Origin of the sequence: Allobosea sp. NPDC003192, from assembly GCF_050275675.1 — a bacterium.
GTDB lineage: Bacteria > Pseudomonadota > Alphaproteobacteria > Rhizobiales > Beijerinckiaceae > Allobosea.
On the sequence record NZ_JBNNPK010000011.1, the window covers coordinates 68,381 to 88,032 of the forward strand.

General features: G+C 68.8%; 2 protein-coding genes. Both read right to left on the minus strand.

The annotated features are described in order from the left end of the window. Positions 1-13 precede the first annotated feature (13 nt). Complete coding sequence (locus tag ACQKLX_RS16260; protein ID WP_427362613.1) at positions 14-1,645, minus strand: ShlB/FhaC/HecB family hemolysin secretion/activation protein; 1,632 nt, start codon at positions 1,643-1,645, stop codon at positions 14-16. After that, positions 1,642-19,635: a leukotoxin LktA family filamentous adhesin gene (locus tag ACQKLX_RS16265; protein WP_427362614.1), complete on the minus strand. Its 17,994-nt coding sequence runs from the start codon at positions 19,633-19,635 to the stop codon at positions 1,642-1,644. Before ACQKLX_RS16265 ends, ACQKLX_RS16260 begins: the two co-directional genes overlap by 4 nt. Positions 19,636-19,652: the final 17 nt, after the last annotated feature.

Below are 19,652 nucleotides of genomic sequence, written 5' to 3' on the forward strand. Positions count from 1 at the left end.
CTCGTCAGAAAAATCAGATGTTGGCGCGCAGTGTGAGCCGGAAATAGAGCTCGACATCGCGCTGCGCCGCCGAGACGCGCTGAAGCGGCCGTCCGACGCCGCCTTCGAGCGAGGCCCATTCGAGCGGTCGCCAGATCAGGCCCGCTCCGACCGAGGTGGCGCGCGTCGCCGCGCCGCCGTTGAGATAGGTCTGGCCGTGGTCGAGGAAGACGAAGCTCTCGAGCTTTAGCGGCTCCGGCAGCGAATAGTGCAATTCGGCCTGGCCGTAGAAGCCCGAATTGCCGAAGGCGCTGCCGATCGGATAGCCGCGGACCGTGGTCGGGCCGCCGATCTGGTAGATCTGGTCGCCTGGGAGCTGCGACTCGGTCGTGTACTGCCCGGCGCCGACGAAGGAGCCATAGATGTTGTCGCTGATGCGCCAGAGCGAGGCGGTGTTCCCGGTCCAGATCGTGTAGTTTCGCCTGGTGCCGGCCAGCGTGTCGTCATGCGCGACCTGCGACCAGTTCACGCTCGTCGAGTGGGTGAGGTTCGGCAGGTTCACGGTCAGTGTGGCGCCGGCCTGGCTCCGGATGTAATTGGTGTCGACAGTCGAGATGTCGAGGAGCTTGCTGCGGCCGCGACCGCGGCCGAGCGCGCCCGTGGCCTGCAGCAGGATGGTGTCGGTCGCGAAGATCGGCTGCGACAGCGTCAGCGAGCCGCTTTCCGAGATGCCCTCCGGATGCAGTTCGCGGATCGGGCCGCCGACGATGCGGTAGGCCGAGCGCGTATAGGTCACGCCGAGGCGCGTGCCCCAGGGCGAGATCGGGATCGTGTAGCTGCCGCTGCCGAGGACGCTGCCGCGCGAGCGCGAGCCGTAGAGGATGAGCTTGTCGTCGATCCCGAGCAGATTGTGGTGACGCAGGAACAAGGTGCCCTGATAGCGCCCGGTGGTGAGCACACCCTGATTGTCGAACGAGATCTGCGCCGTGTTGCGTGGCGGTTCCGTCAGCCCGAGTTCGACATCCGTCAGCCCGAAGCTCGCTCCTGCGGCGAGCTGGGCGCGGATCTGTAGCTCGTTGAGCCGGTTGAAGATCGAGACCTCGCGGTTGAGCGCCGGCGCGTCGACGACCTCTCCCTCCGTGATCGGGACCTGCGAGCGGACATACCAGGGCCAGGTCTGGATCGCCCCACCGATGCTGACCTTGCCGACGCGGCCTTCGACCAGCTTGACCTTGAGGACGCCGCCGTCGAGCTTCTGCGGCGGCAGCACGGCGCTCGCCGTGATCTGGCCCTTCGCGGCATAGAGGTCGTTGACCTCCTGGACGAGCCTGCCGATCGCGGCGAGGTCGACCGTCTTGCCGAGATAGCGCTCACGGATGGTGTCGAGTTCGGCGGGGCTCAGAAACCTGGAGTCGTCGAACTCGACCCGCGTCAGCAGAACGGTCGCGCCGCCGGCTGGAAACTCCAGCCTCGGTCCCGGCGCCGGTGCCACTACCCCCGGACCGCGCTGGCGCTGCGGCGCGGTCTGGCGCTCGATCTCGCGTTGCTGGCGTGCAGCCTCGTTTTCCAGGGTCTGCGGCAGGACCTGCGCGAGCGCCGGCCCCGCCATGAAACCCGCGCCGAGAACCAGGATGAAACGGCGGGCGGCGCGTTCGACGCGGATCAAGGCTGCTCCTCGAAACCGGCGAGGTTGACGAGCGGCTTCGGCCGCACGCCCGTACCGGCCACCGTGGCGGGCTCGTCGATAGTGTCGGCGCGGCGCCAGCGTCCATCCGTGCCCAGCACGAAGCCGCGCGCGATCTCGCCGAAGGACGGCCCGTTCGAGAAGAGCGCGCCGAGCCGGGCGAGATCGCGGCCAAGCTGCATGCCCTCCGGCGCGTCGACGACGTCGGTGTCGACACCGACGATGAAAGCGCTCGTCGCCAGCCGCTTGCCGTTGACCGTCAACGAGAAGCCCCTATCCCGCGGATAGATCTGGACGTCGTAGCCCGGCACCGGAGCAAGGCTGCGGTTGTTGGCGAGGATCGTCATGATCGGCGTCGCCACGCGCAATGCGCCGGGGACGAAGGCTTCGGCGATCGAGAACTCGTTCGAGGTCGTGGTCAGCACGCCGTCGACGCTCTCGAAGCGGCCGATCTGGAAACGCTCCGTGTCGATGCGCAGGTCGACATTCTCGGCGGTACGCTCGCGCAAGCCGCCGATGTCGAGCATCAGCGGCAATCCCGCCCCGCCGGGAAGCTGGACAATGTCGGCGGCGATCCGCGTGCCCAGGATCACAATGCTGTCGCCCGCGCCGAACCGTCCGAACCTGATCTCGTCGGCGCTGGCATTGGTGTTGCGCGCCGCGCCGATGTCGATCGTGATCGAGCCCTGGCCGCTGCGGCCGGCCTGCAGCACCAGCGCATCGTTGGTGACGATCCGCGAGCCAATGATGTCCGTCTGGGCGACGAGCGAGGCCGAGCGTGCCGCATCGACGAGGTCGAAGACGATGCCGCGCGCCTGCAGGCCGATATCACGCCCGCCGGTCAACGTTCCGCCGCGGATCAGGCCCGCCGAGGAGGTGAGCTGGATGTCCGCACCGCTGCGCGCCATGCCGACGGAGAGATCGCCGGCCGCCGAACCGGTGATCGAACCGGCTGCCGCGAGCGTATTGGCTTGGATGGCGGCATTTCGGGAAACGAGTGAGATCGCGCCGGAACGCGCCGACCCGTCGCCGATCTCGATCCGACCACCAGCCGTGACCGACAGGTCTTGCTCCGCGCCCAGGCTGCCGAGCGCCACCCGGCCGCCCGCCGTGAGCTGAGCCGAAGCACCGGAAGCGAGGCGCGTGATCGACAGGTCGGTCGCGCCTTGCAGCGTCGCAGCCGCGGCTGCGTCGATGGTGAGCGCGGTGATGCCGGCGCGGACGGACCTGGCAGAAAGCTCGCCAATCACGGCCCTGGCGTTGCCCAGGGTGATCGCATTGGTAGCCGACAGGGCCGCGCTTGCAGCGGTTAGCGTGTCGATCGTCAGGCTCCCGCCATTGGCGGCGAGGCTCGCCGCGCCGCCTGCCGTCAGGCCGCTCGTCACCGAGATCGAGCTCGCCGCAGTCAGGGTCGCGCCACCTGCCGTATCGATGCTCGCGGCGCTGATGCCGGCGCCGGTCGAAGTTACCGAGAGATTGCCTGCCGTCGTCGTGGCGGTCCCGAGCGCGACCGCGCCGGATGCCGTCAGGGCTGACGAGGCGCCGGCAGTCAGATGATCGACCGCAAGCGTTCCGCCGCTGGCCGAGAGGCTGGCGCCGCGGCCGGCGGTCAAGCCATCCGTGATTGAGAGCGAGGTCGCCGCCCCGAGGACGACGCCACCGGCGCTGTTGATGGTCGCAGCGATGATGTCCGCCCCGGTCGAGCGGACCGAGAGGTCACCTGCGGTCGTGGCGGCGGTGCCGAGCCTGACCGCATCCGAGGCGGACAGGAACGAGTTAGCTCCCGCGTTCAGCACATCGATGGCGAGTGTCCCGCCATTGGCCGTGACATTCGCGGCACCGCCCGCTGTCAGGCTGTTCGTCACGGCGATCAAAGTGGCGGCGGTCAGTGTAGCGTTGCCGACGGCATCGACGCTGGTCGCGCTGATACCAGCGCTGGTCGAGGTGACCGAAAGATCGCCTGCGGTCGTCGTGGCCGAGCCGAGTGTGACCGACCCCGAAGCGGTGAGCAAGGAGGTCGCGCCCGCGCTCAGGCTGCCGAGGCCGAGCGTCCCGTCGCTGGCGGTGACGGTAGCCGGGCCGCCCGCCGTCAGAGCGTTCGTCACGGCGATCGAGGTCGCGGCGGTCAGTGTCGCGCTGTCGGCGGCATCGACGCTGGTTGCGCTGATGCCGGCGCCGGTCGAGGTGATCGAGAGATCGCCTGCCGTCGTGGTGGCACTTCCGAGTGTGACCGCGCCGGATGCCGTCAGGGTCGACGTCGCGCCCGCGCTCAGGCCGCCGAGGTCGAGGGTCCCGCCGTTGGCGGTGAGGGTAGCGGCTCCGCCGGCAGTCACATTGCTCGTGACCGCGATCGAGGTTGCGGCGGTCAGCGTCGCGCTGCCGGCCGCATCGACGCTGGTGGCGGTGATGCCGGCACCCGTCGAGGTGACTGAGAGATCGCCTGCGGTCGTCGTGGCCGAGCCGAGTGTGACCGACCCCGACGCGGTGAGCGAGGAGGTCGCGCCCGCGCTCAGGCCGCCGAGGTCGAGGGTTCCGCCGTTGGCGGTGAGGGTCGCCGAGCCGCCCGCTGTCACATCGCTTGTGACCTCGATCGAAGTCGCCGCTGTCAGCGTTGCACTGCCCGCGACATCGACGCTGGTCGCGGTGATACCGGCGCCGGTCGAGGCGATCGAAAGATCGCCAGTCGTCGTGGCACTGCCGAGCGTGACTTGGCCCGAGGCTGTCAGCGACGAGCTCCCACCCGCGTTCAGGCTGCCGAGGTCGAGCGCTCCGCCATTTGCAGCGGCTTCCGCCGCGCCGCCGGCCGCCAGCGCGTTCGTCACGACGATCGACGTGGAGGCGGTCAGCGTCGCGGCGCCGGCGGCATCGATGCTCGTCGCACTGATGCCGGCACCGGTCGAGGTGACCGAAAGATCGCCTGCGGTCGTCGTGGCGGTGCCGAGCGTGACCGCGCCCGAAGCCACGAGCGAGGAGTTCGCGCCAGCGCTCAGGCTGCCGAGGCCGAGTGTCCCGCCGCTGGCGGTGACGGTGGCTGCGCCACCGACCGTCAGGCCATTCGTCACCGAGACGGAAGTCGCGGCGGTCAGTGTTGCGTCTCCGGCGGCGGTGATGCTGGTCGCGCCGATGCCGGCGCCGGTCGAGGTGATGGCAAGATCGCCTGCCGTCGTCGTGGCGGACGCGATCGTGACGGTTCCGCTCGCTGCGACCGAGCTGTCTGCGCCTGCGGTCAGGGTTCCGAGCGTCAGGCTGCCATTACTGGTCGAGAGCTGTGTGCCTGCGCTGCTCGTCACAGCATCGAATGTGAGGTTGCCGGCGGCGCTGAGGGCGAGGGCGCCTGCATCCGCGGTGAGGCTGGTCGCGTGAGTGGCGCCGGCCGTCGTAAGACGGACGTCGCCGCGAAGGCTGCGCGCCGAGATCGTGGGGGCGGCGAAGGCCAGCGCTTCGGTTTCCGTGCCGATGCCGGCTCCGGCGTAGAGCGAGATCGCGCCGCCGGCCTGGGAGGCATCGAGCAGCGCGCCGCTGTCGCCATTGCCGATGATCGTGCCGGCCGCGGTCAAGGCGATCGAGGCGCTGCCGGCCGGAGCGGCGAGCGCACTGGAGACCTTGCCGAACACGATGGCGCTATCAGAGGCAAGGCTGACGCGGCCCGCGGCGCTGATCTCGGCGCCAGCAGCCATGGTGATCCTGGCGCCGATCAGTGAGGCCGCACCGGCGCTGGAGCGCGCGGAGCGCAGGACATCGATCTCGCCATCGGCGACGATGTCGAGCCCGTTGGTGGCCGCCAGCTCGCCGATGCGGAAGACGGTCGGCGTCTGGCCGGCCACGGTCGGGCCGGAGAGCCAGGCGGAGCCGCCGACGGTGCCGGAGATCTCGCCGGTGGCGCCGACCCGCAGGCCGAGCGCGGCCGAGGCGGAGCCGACATTGCCGGTGGCGTTGAGCTGGATCGAACTCGCCGAGATCGCGACGCCCGGCAGATAGCCCTGGATGCCGCCGGCGCGCGCCGTCAGCGAGGCCGTGCCCGATGCGAAGATGCGGCCGATCTCGGCATTGCCGGCATTGGCGACGAGATAGGCATCGCCGGCCGCGGCCGAGGCGGAAACCAGCCTGCCACCAATCTGGTAGGTCAGAGCCGTCGCGGCGGAGCCGATGCCGCCGCCGCCCGCGACCAGGATCAGGTCGCCATTGGTCTGGATCTGCACCGGGCTGCGTGGCGTCGTTCCGTCCGGCTGCGTGCCGACGACGATCCCCTGCGGCGCCTGCAGGCTGACTGTGCCGGTCGCCGTGATGCGCCCGACCGTCAGCGTGCCGCCGGCCGAGTTCGGCGCCCCGGTCGCCTGGACGTAGACGTCGCCCTGTGCCGAGGCGGAGAAGGTCCCGGTCGCGTTGATGAAGAGCGGAGCAGTCTGCTTGACGTCGACGCGGGTGAGCGTGACGCCGGTCGGGACGTTGTTGAGATCGGTAACGTCGACGAGGCTGCCATCCTGCCTTTGTCCGACGAGCTTGACCGTCCCTGGGGTGGTCGCGACCGCAAGCGCGGCGAGCTGGGTGTTGGAGACCGCGCCGCTGCGGATATCCGCCAGCGCGACCTGCACATCCGGGGCGAGCGAGCCGATGCTGCCGGCGGTGTTGAGGGTGACGTCGTGGCCGATGACCAGCGCCCGGCCATTGCCGACGACGCCCGGGTCCGGCTGCAGCGCTGAAGTGTTGATCGCCGAGACGAGCTGCCGCTCGGTCCAGACCGCGTCGCCCGCGATGCGGTTGGCAAGCCCCGGTGCGACGCCTGCTCCGTTCACGTTGAAGCTGTAATTGCTTTCGAGCGTCGCCGGCTTGAAGCGTGCCTGTTCCGCCCACTCGCTGCCATAGGCGGATTCGAAGACGCTGCCGTAAGCGGCATAGCGCCTGGCGGCATAGGCTTTGACTTGATCGGCGGTCGCCGCGGGCACGACTGCGCCGGGCGCCGCCATGCTCTTGAGCTCCTGATCGGCAAAGGCCTGGTAGAGCGCGATGGCAGCGGTATCGAGCTTGAAAACGCGCTCCATGACGCCGTCATTATTGGTGTCTTCGAGGACGACGCTGCCATTGCGGATCAGCGCGGAATATTGCGCATAGCTCTGTGTGACCTGCTTCTCGAAGGTGGTGATGCTGGCCAGGGCCGCAGCATCGGCGCCCTCCGCCGCGGTGAGCTTGAGCGCGCGGGAGACCTTCGAGAGCTGCTCGGCGCTGAGCGCCTGCGCCGCCGTCTGGCCCGAGGCCGAGACGAGCCTGCCGGCACTGACGTCGATGCGCACATCGCCGGTCTTGCTTTCGATCTGCCCGACGCGTAGGTCGCCGGCGACCTGGGCGATACCGATGTCGCTGCGGGCGGTGAGGTTGACGACGCCGTCGACCTGACTGCCATTCGGCAGCTGCGTCGCGACCGCGCGCATCGTCATCAGGTTCGAGAGCGAGCCGATGCCGCCCTCGTCGCTCACCAGCGTGATGTTGCGGCCGACGATATTGGTCGACCCCGTCGCCACGGTTTCGAGGCTGCCGGTGGCGCGCACATTGATGTTGCCGTAGCCGCCGCCCGGATTCTGGTCGGCGCGCAGGGCTACGACCCGGGCGCTGCCGGTGATGTCGAGATTGATGCCGCCGCTGCCGGCCGTGGCGTTGAGCTGCGCGCCCTGGGTCAGCGTCGCCTTGATCGCGGTTGCTTGGGTGCCGATCGAGTCGCGTGCGCTCAGGTTCAGGTTGTTGCTGAGGATCGTGGCGTTGTTCGTCTGGGTGAAGCTGCCGCCCGAGGCGGTGATCGTCGTCGTGCCGCTCGGATTGACGATGGTGCCGTTCTGCAGGACCGAGCTGTTCGAGGTGATGTTGACTCGGCCCGCCGCATTGCCGGCGAAGCTGATCGCGAACGGGTTGTCGGCCTTCACCGAGGTCGTGATCTGGACGAAGGCCCGGGTCGCGTAGTTGTAGTCCCATGTCGCCTGCGAGGCGCCGGGCTGGGCGACGAAGTCGTAGTCGCAGTGGTTGATCGCCTGGCCGTTGCAGCCGCCATAGCTCGCGGAGTTGTGGATGAAGTCGAGATGGCCGCCGGTGATCTCCTGCGTCATCCCGACATGGGTGAGGTTGGTTTTGCCCGTCACCACCCGGCCCGACACCGACTCCGCGCTCGGCGACTGCGCATTGCGTGACCACCAGTATCTCGGATCCGCCCCTGGATTGGTGCTCGGCGACTGGGCGTCGACATAGACCCAGGGATTGCTCGAGGTGCCGGAATCGAAGCGCCAGTAGACGCCCGGAATATTCGCCTGATTACGGTTGTCGACGGTCAGGCCCTCCTTCTGCAGCAGGGCCTGCTGTGTCCACTCGTAGCGGGTGCCGGCAACGGTCTCGTGCCGGGTCGTGTCGCCGGCGATGAAACGGAAGGGAGTTGTGGCGCCGGGGCCGCTCAGGATCGGCTGCGCGCCATTATGCGTCTTGTATTCCGCGATGCCCGAGCCGGGCGTGTAGGCATAGATCGTCGTGTTCGGCCCGGAGGTGATGAGCCGGTCGATGATGGTGATCTTGCTGACGCTCGCGGCGACGCCGACGCCGGTGCCGGTGTTGACGCGGTTGACGACGAGGTCGAGCCCGGAGGTGTTGTTCAGGCTGACATCGCCGAAGCCACCATTGATCTTGATGGAGCCGAGCGTGTTGGTGCTGATGATCTGGCCATCGAGCAGCACCGAGCCGCCGCCCGAGGAGGCATTGACGTCGTAGAGCACCAGCCGGTCGTTGGCGAGATCGTAGTAAAGCGGCGCCGCGCCGTTATTCGCCCAGGTGCCGCCGAGGGCCTGCTTGAGACTGACATGCACATAGCCGTCACGGAGGTAGTCCTGGCGCGAAGCCCGCAGGCTGGCGGCCATGCCGGCATCGACCGTTCCCGACCAGTTGGTGATCCGCCCCGCCTCGATCGAGGCGTTGATGTTGATCGTCGTCGCCTTGATCGCGACCTGGGCGCCAAAGATCTTGGGGGCGCTGCCCGCCACGGTTGGATTGCTCTCGCGATAGGTCGGGATCGTCGGCAGCGCGTAGAAATTGATGCCCCGGCCCATATTGTAGTCGCCGGTGCAGTTGGCGCCGGAGTTGGCGATATAGCCGGCGCAGTTGCCGAAGAACTGCAGTGACCAGTTGCGGGTCGCGCCCTCGTCCTGCCTGCCATAGAGGAAGTAGTTGATGTTGTTGCCGTAGCCGGCTGCAGCCGCGAGCGCGTTGGCCGCGGCGATGACCGCCTGGTTGACGTCGAACGAGCCCGACCCCGGCCCGCCGCCGGGATAGTAGATCGCGCCATCGTACTCCCCCTGCGGCGAGCCGCCGGCATTGAACATGCCGTTCGGCCCGTTTGAGGACACCGCGACCACACCGTTCGGCACGGTGAGGTTGAACTGCAGCGAATCGATGCGCTGGCCTGAGAAGCCGAACGAGCCCAGCGTGTTGTTGATCGAGACCAGGCCGCCGAGATTGGTGATGTCGCTGCCGATCAGCAGCGCGGGCCCCTTGTCGCCGATGCCGAGCGAACCGCTATAGGCGTTGTCGATGATGATCGAGGGCGTCGCGTCGGGGTTCGCGCTGCGCGCCAATGTCCCGGTGGAGCCGATGATCTGCCCCCCGCTCGACTGCGGGATATAGGCGCCGCCGTCGAGCACGAGATAGGCGTTGCTGCGGTTGATCACCGTGATCGATGGCCCGCCCTTGGCGACGAGGGAGCCGTTGCCCTGAACCGTGCCGGCACTGACGGTGACGTTGCCGCCGGCAGCGTAGAGCTGGCTGAGCCTGACCGCCGTGACCGGGCCCGCATTGACGCCGGAGATCAGCGTGCTGGCGACCGCGGCTTCATAGCGTGCATTGATATAGGCGACGGGGTCGAAGGCTGACGTGAGGCTGGCGGTCACCGGCGCACCGTCGACGAAGCGGATCGTCGGAGACTCGTTCGGGCCGCACTGGACCGAGGCGTTGACGCCGCAGCCGATCTCGATGCGCTGGGTGTTGTAGATGCCGGCCGTCGCGGTGCCGTTCATCACCAGGGTCGAGCTCGACGAGCGGCCCGGACTGCTCGAACCGGTCGTGACCGGGATGAAATAGAGCTGGTAGCCATGGCCGGTGCCGTCGGCCTCGGCGTCGAGGGTGCCGTCATAGGCACCGAGGGTGACGTTCTGGGCGCTGGAGATCTTGGTGCCGCTGCCGACCTCGACACGGGCATGGTGCTGCAGGTCGGTCGAGGCGTCGGCATCGGGGACCGCGATGAGGCCGCGGACATAGCCTAGCGCATTCGCCGTGCCGGAGAGCGTGGTCCTGCGCGCATCGGAGCCGTCGCGGCCGGCGGTGACGTTGACGTCGTAGAGGCCGAGCAGTTCGGAATTCGTGCCGATCAGAACCTTGTTGTCGGTGCGGATGGTGACGTCTGCATCGGCGAGCCCGACGCCCGCCAGCCCGTAAGTGCTGACATAGGCGTTCGCCGTGACGTCGGCGAGCGTATAGGTGCCGAGGTTGATGACGCCGAAGGAGTTGAGGACGACGTTGTTGCCGAGCTTCACAGTGTTCGTGAGCGGATTCTGGGCGGAGCCGGCGCGGTAGCGCGCCGACACGCCGGCGCCCTGCAGCAGGCCGCCGGTGGTCAGGGTCGCAGTGTCGTCGCCGAAAAGCTCGCTCCAGGCCTGTACCAGGATCGATCCTGGCGCGGCGGTCGGGCTCGTGCCGCCGATCAGGACGACTCCGTCCTTGAGCTCCACCTTGGAGGTGCCGTCGATCTCCGTCCGCGAGGTGGCGCCGGCGCCGTTGATGCCGCCGCCTGCGGCCGCGCGCACGGAATCCCCCCGCTCGAGCTGGATGAAGGCATTGCGGCTGGTCAGCGCGATCGCCTGCAGGCAGCTCGTCAGATAGCAATTATTCGTGCCGGGGCCAGCGGCCGTGATGCGGGCGCCGGCGCCGAGCTCGGTCAGCACGTCGACATCGGCGTTGTTGCGGGCGAGCGCCGCGCTGGCGCCGAGCGCGGCAGCCTGCAGGCTATCGACGAGCGCAGCGTAGCGCGTCGAATGGCTGGCGCCTATCGCGGCGAGGCCGGTCAGGACATTTGCATTGGCGCCGACCCGAACGGTCACGTCGGAGGTGTTGGAGGTCGAGCCTTCTGCACCGGAACCGGCATAGAGGCCGCCGCTGCCGGCCTCGGCCCGGGCGATCTGCGTGTCTTCGCCGGTTGCGGTCAGGGTGAAGCGGCCGGTGCCGCTCCCGGCCATGGTGGAGGAGGCCCCGAACGAAGCCGTCGTCGTCGTCACGGCGTCGGCCTGGGCGTTGATCCTGCCTATCGCCGCCGTCCCGGCGACGGTGATGCCGGTCGCCTTGGCGGCCTGCAGTGTGGTGTTCGTCGCGCTGATGGTGACGGAGCCGGACGACAGGCCGATATAGTCGCCGAGCGAGGCCGTCACGGAGGTGGTGTTGTGCGCCTTCGCATCGGTGCCGACGGCGCTGACATAATAGGCGCCCGAGCCGGCAACCGCCGAGGCGGCAGCGGAGTAGCCGCCGCGCGCGAAGCCTGAGGTCGCATCCGCCAGCCTCACCGCATCACCGGCGGCCGTGCCGAACACCGAGCCGGTCGCGGTGACCGAGAGCAGGCCGGCGGTGAACTGGTTGGCGATCAGGCTGGCATTGCGCTCGATCTCGGACCTGACCGTCGCGCCGACCGTTGCTTCTGCGACGGCGGCGCCGACGGCGAGACCGCCCGCCACCGCGACACCGAAGGCTGCGGCCTTCGCATCTGGTGAGGTGGTCGCCGACACGGTGATCGTGCCGGTGCCGACATTCGCCCGCGCTCCGGCCCCGACTACGGCGGTGACTTTAGTGGTGTCGCTCGCCTTGGCCTCGGCGCCCGATCCGGCGGCGAGCAGGCCGCCAGCGCCGGCGACGGCGGCGGCATGGGCCGCACCCGTACTGGTCGCCCCAATGGTCAGCCCAATGCCGGTGAGGCTGGAGCCGCCTGCGTACTTCGCCTCGACCTCGCTTTCGGCGCTGCTCTTCGCCAGCGAGATGCCGAGCGCCAGGCCGCCGGCCACGGTGGCGCCGAACGCGTCCGACCGGCTGGTCTGGCTGTTGCTGGCGTTGACGGTGGTCGCGCCGGTCACCGTCAGCGTGCCGCCGAGCGTCGCCTTGACCTCGTTGGAAATCGCGCCGTCGGCCACCGCGGCGCCCGCCGCAGCGGCGAGCCCGCCGGCGCCGGCGCGCGCTTCGACACGCGCGGCAGACCCCGTTCCATCGGTCGAGCTCGCCGAAACTGCGATCGAACCGGTGTTGACGCTGATCTGGTCGAGGCTCGCCGAGACCTTGTCGCCGATATCGGTATAGGCGGTCGCCGCACCGACGCCGGCCGCGCCGCCGGCGCCGACGCCGCTGGCGATGTTGCTGGTCGTCGTCTTCGAGAGAGCCGAAACCGCGACGGAGCCGCTCGTGATGCTGCCGCCGCTGACGCTGGCGCTGGTGCCTGAGCCGGTGCTTTCGAGCAGGGCGGCAGCGCTTTGCGTTGCAGGCGCCGCGATGCGGCTGCGATTGGCGGTGAAGAAGCCGTATTGCTGGGCGGCGTAGTCGCGGACCTCGGCGTCCGTCGCCGTGCGGCCGAGGCTGGCGTTGGCTTCCGCCCGATAGGCGTTGATACCTGCCGTGGACAGGGTCAGAACGCCGCTACTGACCGTGCCATTGGCGAGCAGGCGGGCATAGGCATCGTTGGCGGCGCTACGGATCTGGTCGTCGCTCGCATCCGGCGTCGCAGCGATCACGCGCTCGCGATAGGCGCTGACGCCGGAGTCGCTGAGGAGATAACCGACCGCTCCGCTCTGGAACGCCGCATAACGGGCGCTGGCCCAGTCGCGCACCTCTGTATCGGATGGATTGGTGATGCCGAGCGCGCTCGCCGCGGAGCTGCGCAACGCGACAACCCCAGCACTGGTCAAGGTCAGCGTGCCGCCGGAAACCGTGCCATTGGCCAGCAGCTGATTGTAGTCGGTCTGAGCGGCGTCGCGCAGCTCGCTCTCGCTCATCGCCGCGCCGGCCGTTCCGCGATAATTGCGATAGCTGGTGAGGCCGGCGGTGCTGAGGACGAGATCGTTGTTGCCAGCTGTGAGCTGGCCGATGCGGGACAGCGTGCCGCCCCCGCCGGAGGTGAGCTCGCCTTGCGCCGCGGAGGGCGTCCCGGTACCGACCGAGATCAGCGCGACCGAAGCCCCGATGCCGGCCGAGCCGCCGATACCATAGGTGATCGTCTCGGCGCTGACGGTGCGCTCGGAGGTGGCGGAGGCCGCGACCGTGCCCGGCGCAACCAGGATCGAGCCCTGGATATCGGCCTGGACCTGGCTGTCGAGGCTCGCGATATTGGCGGCCGCACCGGCGCCGAAGCTACCATTCGCCCCTGCGGCGGTCTTCGGCGTGATGCTCGTCGCCTCGAAGGCGGTGACGCCGATACCGGCCGCACTGGTGACGCCACCGACGGTCTGCGTCGCGCCCGGCCGGGTCGTGACCCGCGCGCCGTAGAGCCCCGCCCGTGTCTCGTTGTCGACATCGACGAAGCTGACCATGCCGGCGACGCCGGCGAAGCCGCCGGCCGCGCCGCCCGCCGCCAGCGTGGTGAAGGCATTTCGGCTCGTGGCCGCCACGGCGAGGCCGCCATTGAGGTTGAGCACGGTCTGGCCGGAGCCGCCGCCGATCGTCGCCAGCGTCGCATTCTTGCTGGTGCCGACGATGAAGGCGCTTCCGGCAGCGACGCCGCCGGCAGCGACTGCGACCGTCTGGGCGTGGAAGCCGTTGCGGTTGTCGGCGGTGACACCGACCCGCCCGGCGGTGACCAGGCCCTGGTCGAGCGCGGCACTCGTCGAGGCCGCGAAGGTGTTGACGACGCCCAACGCAGCGGCGCCGCCAAGGCCGAGGGCGAAACCGGTCACATTGCTGGCGGCAGATTGCGAGGCGTTCGCAGCGATGTCGAGCGCGCTGACGCCGCCGCCGGTATAGCCCGGGGTCGTCGTGCCGGTGGTCGAGTTGGTCAGCGCCGCCCTGGTGCTGCGCTCCATGATGTTGCTGGTGTTGGCTCCGGCGGCGGCGACACCGCCGATTGCGCCGACATTGATGAAGGTCGCGGCATAGGAATGGCTTGCGGCTTCGACCGCGACCGCGGTGCTGTCCGTGCCGGTCAGACGGGTGTCGACCTGGCTTGCATCGATCGTGGCGCTGGTGCTGCCGCCGAGCACGTTGCGGATCGGCACGATCGCGACCGCGCCGGTGACCGGGAAGGCGGCGACGCCGCCGGTGACCGCATTCGCCAGCACCGACTGCTGCGAGGTCGCGACGACCCCGAGGCCATGGATGCTGCGCGCCGTCATCGCCAGCGAGGGCTGCGCAGCGCTTGGGCTGTTGGCCGTGCTGAGGTCGAATGCGGTGAGCAACTGGCCGGCATCATAGCTCAGCGAGCCGGTGCCGCCGGCGCGCGCATCGACGCTGCTGCCTGCGATCGCAGCGGTGGTCGCACCGCCGATCGTGTTGTTGACGACCGAGACGCCGCCGGCGAGGCCCGGCGATGCGGCGGTGGCGCCGAGCGCGCCGGCAGAGACCGTGATCCGGTCGGTATTCCCTGCGAACACGCCGAGATTGTTGCCGGAGATGATGTCGGCGTCGGTGATCGTCGCGCCGACATCGTTGGCGACGCTGTTGTTGGCGACCGAGCCGGCAAGGCCGACATTGCGCGACATGGCGAGGCCGATGGCGGTCGTGTCGATCGTCGCAGTCGAGCCGGCGGTGACGATGACGTCACGAGTTGCGCGGATATTTGTTCCGTCGATCTCGGCCGCGACATCATTAGCGATGCTGCTCTCGACGATCGAAAGGCCGACAGCGGCAGCGCCGATGCCGATGGCGAGCGTGCCAGCCCTGCCCTCGATCGTCGACGCCGCCTGCGCCTGGACCGAGACGTCGCGGCTGATGATGCTGCCGCCGCTGATGCGGGCGCTGACGACGGCGTCGATCGTCTGCTGCGCGACCGAGGCGACGCCGGCGAACTGGCCGCTCGCGACCCCGAGGCCGACCGCCACGGCCGTGATCAGCGAGCCGTCCTGCGCACGTACGGTCACCGCCGTCGAGCTCGTCAGCTCGACATTCTCGATGAGCGCGATGTGCGACTGGCTGATCGTATTGCTGAGGAAGGAGAAACCGAGGTTGTTCTTGCCGGCCTGGACTGCGCCGGCAACGGCGATGATCGACGCTCCAACCGGATTCGCCGCCTCGTCCGCGTTCGTGGAGCGGCCGCTGAAGTCGATCTGCCCGGGGTCGGTATTGGCCAGCCGGCTCGCCAAGGCTGCATCGAGCGAGCTGTCCTTGCCGCTGTCTGCGACGACGAGCACATCGCCATCCATCGCGATGCGCGACGGAGCGCCGGCGGTGTCCGTCACGGCCGCGCGCGTCGTCGGGCTGACCTCGTTGATGACGATGGCGCCGGCCAGACCATTCGAATCGGGTCCGAAGCCGCCGGCGATGGCGCTCGAGACGATGCGGCTTGAGGTCCGTGCCGCGACGGTCAGTTTGTCGACCGCAGTGAGGGAGGTGTCCGTGATCAGCGCCGAGACCGCGTCCCGGCCGGATGGATCGCCGATCGATGTGTAGGTCAGCGCGACGCCGAGACCGGCCTGCGCGCCGGCATAGGCTGCGCCGCCGCCGATGCCGATATCGGTCGAGCGATAGGCGTTGACCACGACGTCGTTGCCGGTGGAAGCACCGGAGAGGCCGGCGATCGCCGAATTGCGGATCTGGGCGCTGACGCTGTCGGTGATGACGCCGATGGCGGCCGAGACGGCGGCGGCGCCGCTGTTGGGGCGGGCCATGGCGATACTGATGCCGACCACGGTCTGGCGTCCGCCGGCGAGCGCCTGCACGAAGGTGTCGCCCGCCCTGGTGATGATCGCATCGGCGATGCGCGCATCGGTGGTGTTGTCGAAGGCGCCGATCGCCACCGCGCCGGAGAGCGCGCCGCTGAGTGGGCTCGAGGCTCCGGTCAGGTTGAGCGCTGCCGAGCCGGAGGCGACTTCGGCGATGGTGGCGTTCGTCGCCGCGACATCGGTGTTGACGACGCCGTTGTCCTTGCCGATGACGGCCGCGCCGTCGATCCAGGCGGAGGTGCCGAGCGTCGTCGTGGCGACGGCGGCGCTGCCGGCCGCGGTCAGGCTGATGCTGCTGCCGGCGCCGGAACGCAGCACCGCCGCATCGGTCTTGCCTTCGGCGGCGATGCCCTTGAAGAAGCTGAGCTTGGAGGCGTTGGGGTCGGAGATCGCTGCGGCGAGCGAGGCGACCAGCATCCGCCCGTCGGTCACTGCCTCGACATCGAGCGAGCGCGCCGTGATCAGCCCGCGTGCATAGCCGCTGCCGAGCCGGTTATCCGACAGGTCGGCTGAGTTGTTGCCGACATAGGCCCGCGTCACCGCGGCGCTATCGAGCGCGGCGACCGAAATACCGACGGAATTGGCGCCGCCATAGGTGACGGCGCCGGTCAGCGCGAAGAGCGAGACGAACTGGCGGGCGTTGATATCGATCGAGGTGACGTCGATCGTCGCCTGGTTGCTGATCGAGGCGAGCGTCTGGTTGTCGATGCCGACCAGCGCGACCATGCCGTTGGCGGCAAAATCGCCGGCTGCCTTGCCCGAGGTCGGGGCGAGCGCGAAGATCTTGTCTTCGGTCTTCGCCGTGACCGCGAGTTCGAGCGCGGTGATCGTGACCCCGGCGCCGACGGCGGCGACGGTACGGCTGTCGCGCTGGAGGTCCATATAGGAGCCGCCGACCGCCGAGCCGGCGCCACCCGAGGTGCCGGTGCCGGAGAAGATGCCGTAATTGCCGGCGACGTCGATCGTTTCCGTCTTCGTGCTGGCGGCGATGGTGACGACCTTGTCGAAACTCTGCAGTGCACCCGTGCCGAGCGCGACATTCCAGGAGCCGAGTCCGTTGTTCTGGCGCAGGCGCGCGCCGGGGCCGACATAAGCCTCGGTCTCATTGGCGATCTTGTAGTAGCTGACGGCGCCGGCGAGGCCGAGCTGGCTCGATTCCGAGGTGGCGCTGGCATAGCTCGTCAGGATGTTGCCGGCGACGCCGAAGGTGCCGTTCAGATGCGACAGCGTTTCACCAAAGCCAGCCCAGTTGGTCCAGGTGTTGGCGATCGGAACAGCCGTCGTTGCGGAGACGCCGATGCGGTCGGAGTCGACGGTGACGCCGGCGCCGATCGAGGCGCGCGAGGTATGGCGGAAATCGCCGTAGACGACGCCGGCCGAGATCGCGACCAGCGCTTCCGGATTGACGGCGGTCGGGTTCTTCGAGTTCGAACTGAGGCCAGAATCGGCGGCGACGCGGACCGCAAAGTCACGGACATCGCTGACCACCGCCGTCTTGGTCGCGTATATCGTCGGGGCGGTGTCGCCGGGATCGGCTGCGATCGAGGCGATCGCCGAGAGATCGCTCTTCGCCAGGGTGATTGAGCTGCCGAACTTGCCGATCTCGCGCGAGCCGAGCCGGGACATCAGCGGCCCGAACACCTCGTTGGCGCCGCCCGCAACGCCGACGAGGCCGAGCAGCATATTTTCGCCGAGCGTCACGGCCGAGGAGGTCGAGTTCTTGCTGGTGTCCGACAGCGCTTCGACCATGACGGTGCCGACACGGTTGCCGCTGCCGCCGAGCGAAGCCCCGAGCCTCGCCTCGGCGCTCGCTTTGATATCGGAATAGGCCAGGGACAGGCCGACCATGCCGCCGCTGACCGACATCGCGGTGGCCGAAGTCGAGAACGCGTTCTCGTTGATCGCCGAAACCCGGACATTGCTCAGCGAGGACGACAGCGTGACGGTCGCTCCGGAACTGACGATCGCCTTGGTCTCGATATCCGCGGTGCCGACCGCCAATGCTAGGTCCGCAAGGGTCTGCCCCGCGGACATCGCAAGCGCCGTCGCGCCCAGTGTCGCCTCGTTCTTCGCCTCGACCGTCAGATTGCGGCCGATCGTCAGCGACGCCCCCGACTCGACCTCGGCGGTCACCCGCGCCTTCAGCTCGGCATAGGTCACCGCCATCGCCGCCGGCGACAGCGCCGTAACCGAGATCGACGGCAGCGTCGCTTCCTGCGAGCCGGTCGCGCTGATGACGATGTCACGCGTCGCGGTGATCGAAGCGCCATTCCTGACCGAGATCCGGGCGGTGATGTCGCTAGCGACATAGCCGCCATTGAGGCCGGTCAGGATGGAGAGGTTGGTCAGCCCGGCGAACAGCGCGATGCCGGGGCCGGGATTGATGAAGGAGGAGACGCCGGTCGCATCCGCCATGAGCTTGACGTCGCGGCCGGTGATCGTGCCGTAGATGTCGATGGTCGCATCGGCCGTCGCCTTGCCGGAATTGCGCCTGTCGGTGGCGCTCGCGATCAGCGTGACATCGCCGGCCGTATAGCCGCTGCCGGCGCTGACGCCAGCCAGCAACTGGCCGGAGACGGTGATCTGCCGCGCCTCCAGCGTGATGTTGCCGGAGTTGCCGAGGCTGGGATTGCCCGCCGACAGCTCGCCGCCATTGGCGTTGCGATTGAAATTGCGGGTGTCGATGATCCCATCGCCGAGGATGGTGATGCTGTTGGTCGCCTCCAGCGACACATTCGTGCCGTTGGTGATCATGTTGGCGCTGCCACCGGTGCCGATCACGATATCGGTCGGGTCGATATAGAGCAGGCCGGCCTTGCCGTTGCGGGCCGAGAGGTCGACGTCGATCGCGCCGAGCGTGACGGTCTGCTTGGCGCTGAGCTCGAGGAATGCGCCGTCGCCGCTGGTGCCGGCCTTGCCGCGGAACAGGGCGCCCGAGGCGACATCGAGATTGGTGCCAGCGAAGACGATCGCCGCCCCGGCCTTGCCAGCAACGTCACGAGCCGCGCTGACATCGATCGTCGCGCCGCGAGCGATCGTGATCGCCGCGTCGGATGTAATCGAGACCTTGCCGCCATCGCCGGTGTTGACGGCGGCTGTGGGTGTCGCGCCGGCCGGACGTGGAGCGGGAGCAGTGCCCGTCGCGATGATCCTCGCCGTCGACGCGATCGTGGTGCCCTTGCCCGAGCGGATGGCGACGGTACCGGCAACGCGCCGCGCCGTGGCGTTGGCGCTGAGCTGCCCGGAGACGCTGACCGTGCCGGCCGCGAGGATCTCGATGCCGCCGCCCTTGCGCGCGACCATGGCCGCGCCATGCCGGATGCCGGCTGTGTTGACGCTCTGTGAGAAGGCGGTGCGGTGCCGCTCGCGCCGCTCGGCGATGTCGACAGGGGCGGCATTCGCCTTGATTTGCCCGGCGACGCTGACCGAATGTCCGTTCAGCGAAACGCCGCGGCGCGCATTGATCGCACCGTCGATGGTGATCTTGCCATCGGGCGAGATCGGCACGTCATTGGCTCTCAGCCGGGCCGCCATCGTCTCGTTGACAATGCCGTCAGGGCCGACGACCTGGTCGAGGAATTCGCGCGTCGGCGTGTTGACCGTCAGCCGGCCGGTGTTGATGACGCCGCTCGGCCCGACGGTGAAACCGGCCGAATCCGAGAAGTAGACATGGCCGCCGATCTGGCCGTTCCGGTAGGAATTCAGGATGCCGTTGATGACCACCGGCCCGTCGCGGACGATATTGACCAGCGCGCCGGTGCCTTGTGGCAGATGCATGTTGACGGTCGAGCCGGCGCCCTGCTCGAAGCGCGAGAACGAGTTGTAGCCGGCGCCGCCCGAAATCGTCTTTGTCGTGATCGTCGTCGTGCTGCCGCTGACCGCGACATTGGTCTGCGTGCGTCCGTCCGGCGTGATGACGTTCTGGGCGAAGGCGGGCGCGTTCCAGAGCGCGAGCGCCATCGCCTGGCCGACGAGGCAGCGCTGGCGCAGCGGGGCGAGAGCGGAGCGATGGACGGGCGTCGCCATATAGCGCAGCGCTGACCCACCCATTTGGGCGCCGGTCTGAG

Bases quoted from the DNA above. Each gene is read 5' to 3' on its own strand.
- ACQKLX_RS16265 (WP_427362614.1), bottom strand. From the start codon at position 19,635: ATGGGTGGGTCAGCGCTGCGCTATATGGCGACGCCCGTCCATCGCTCC.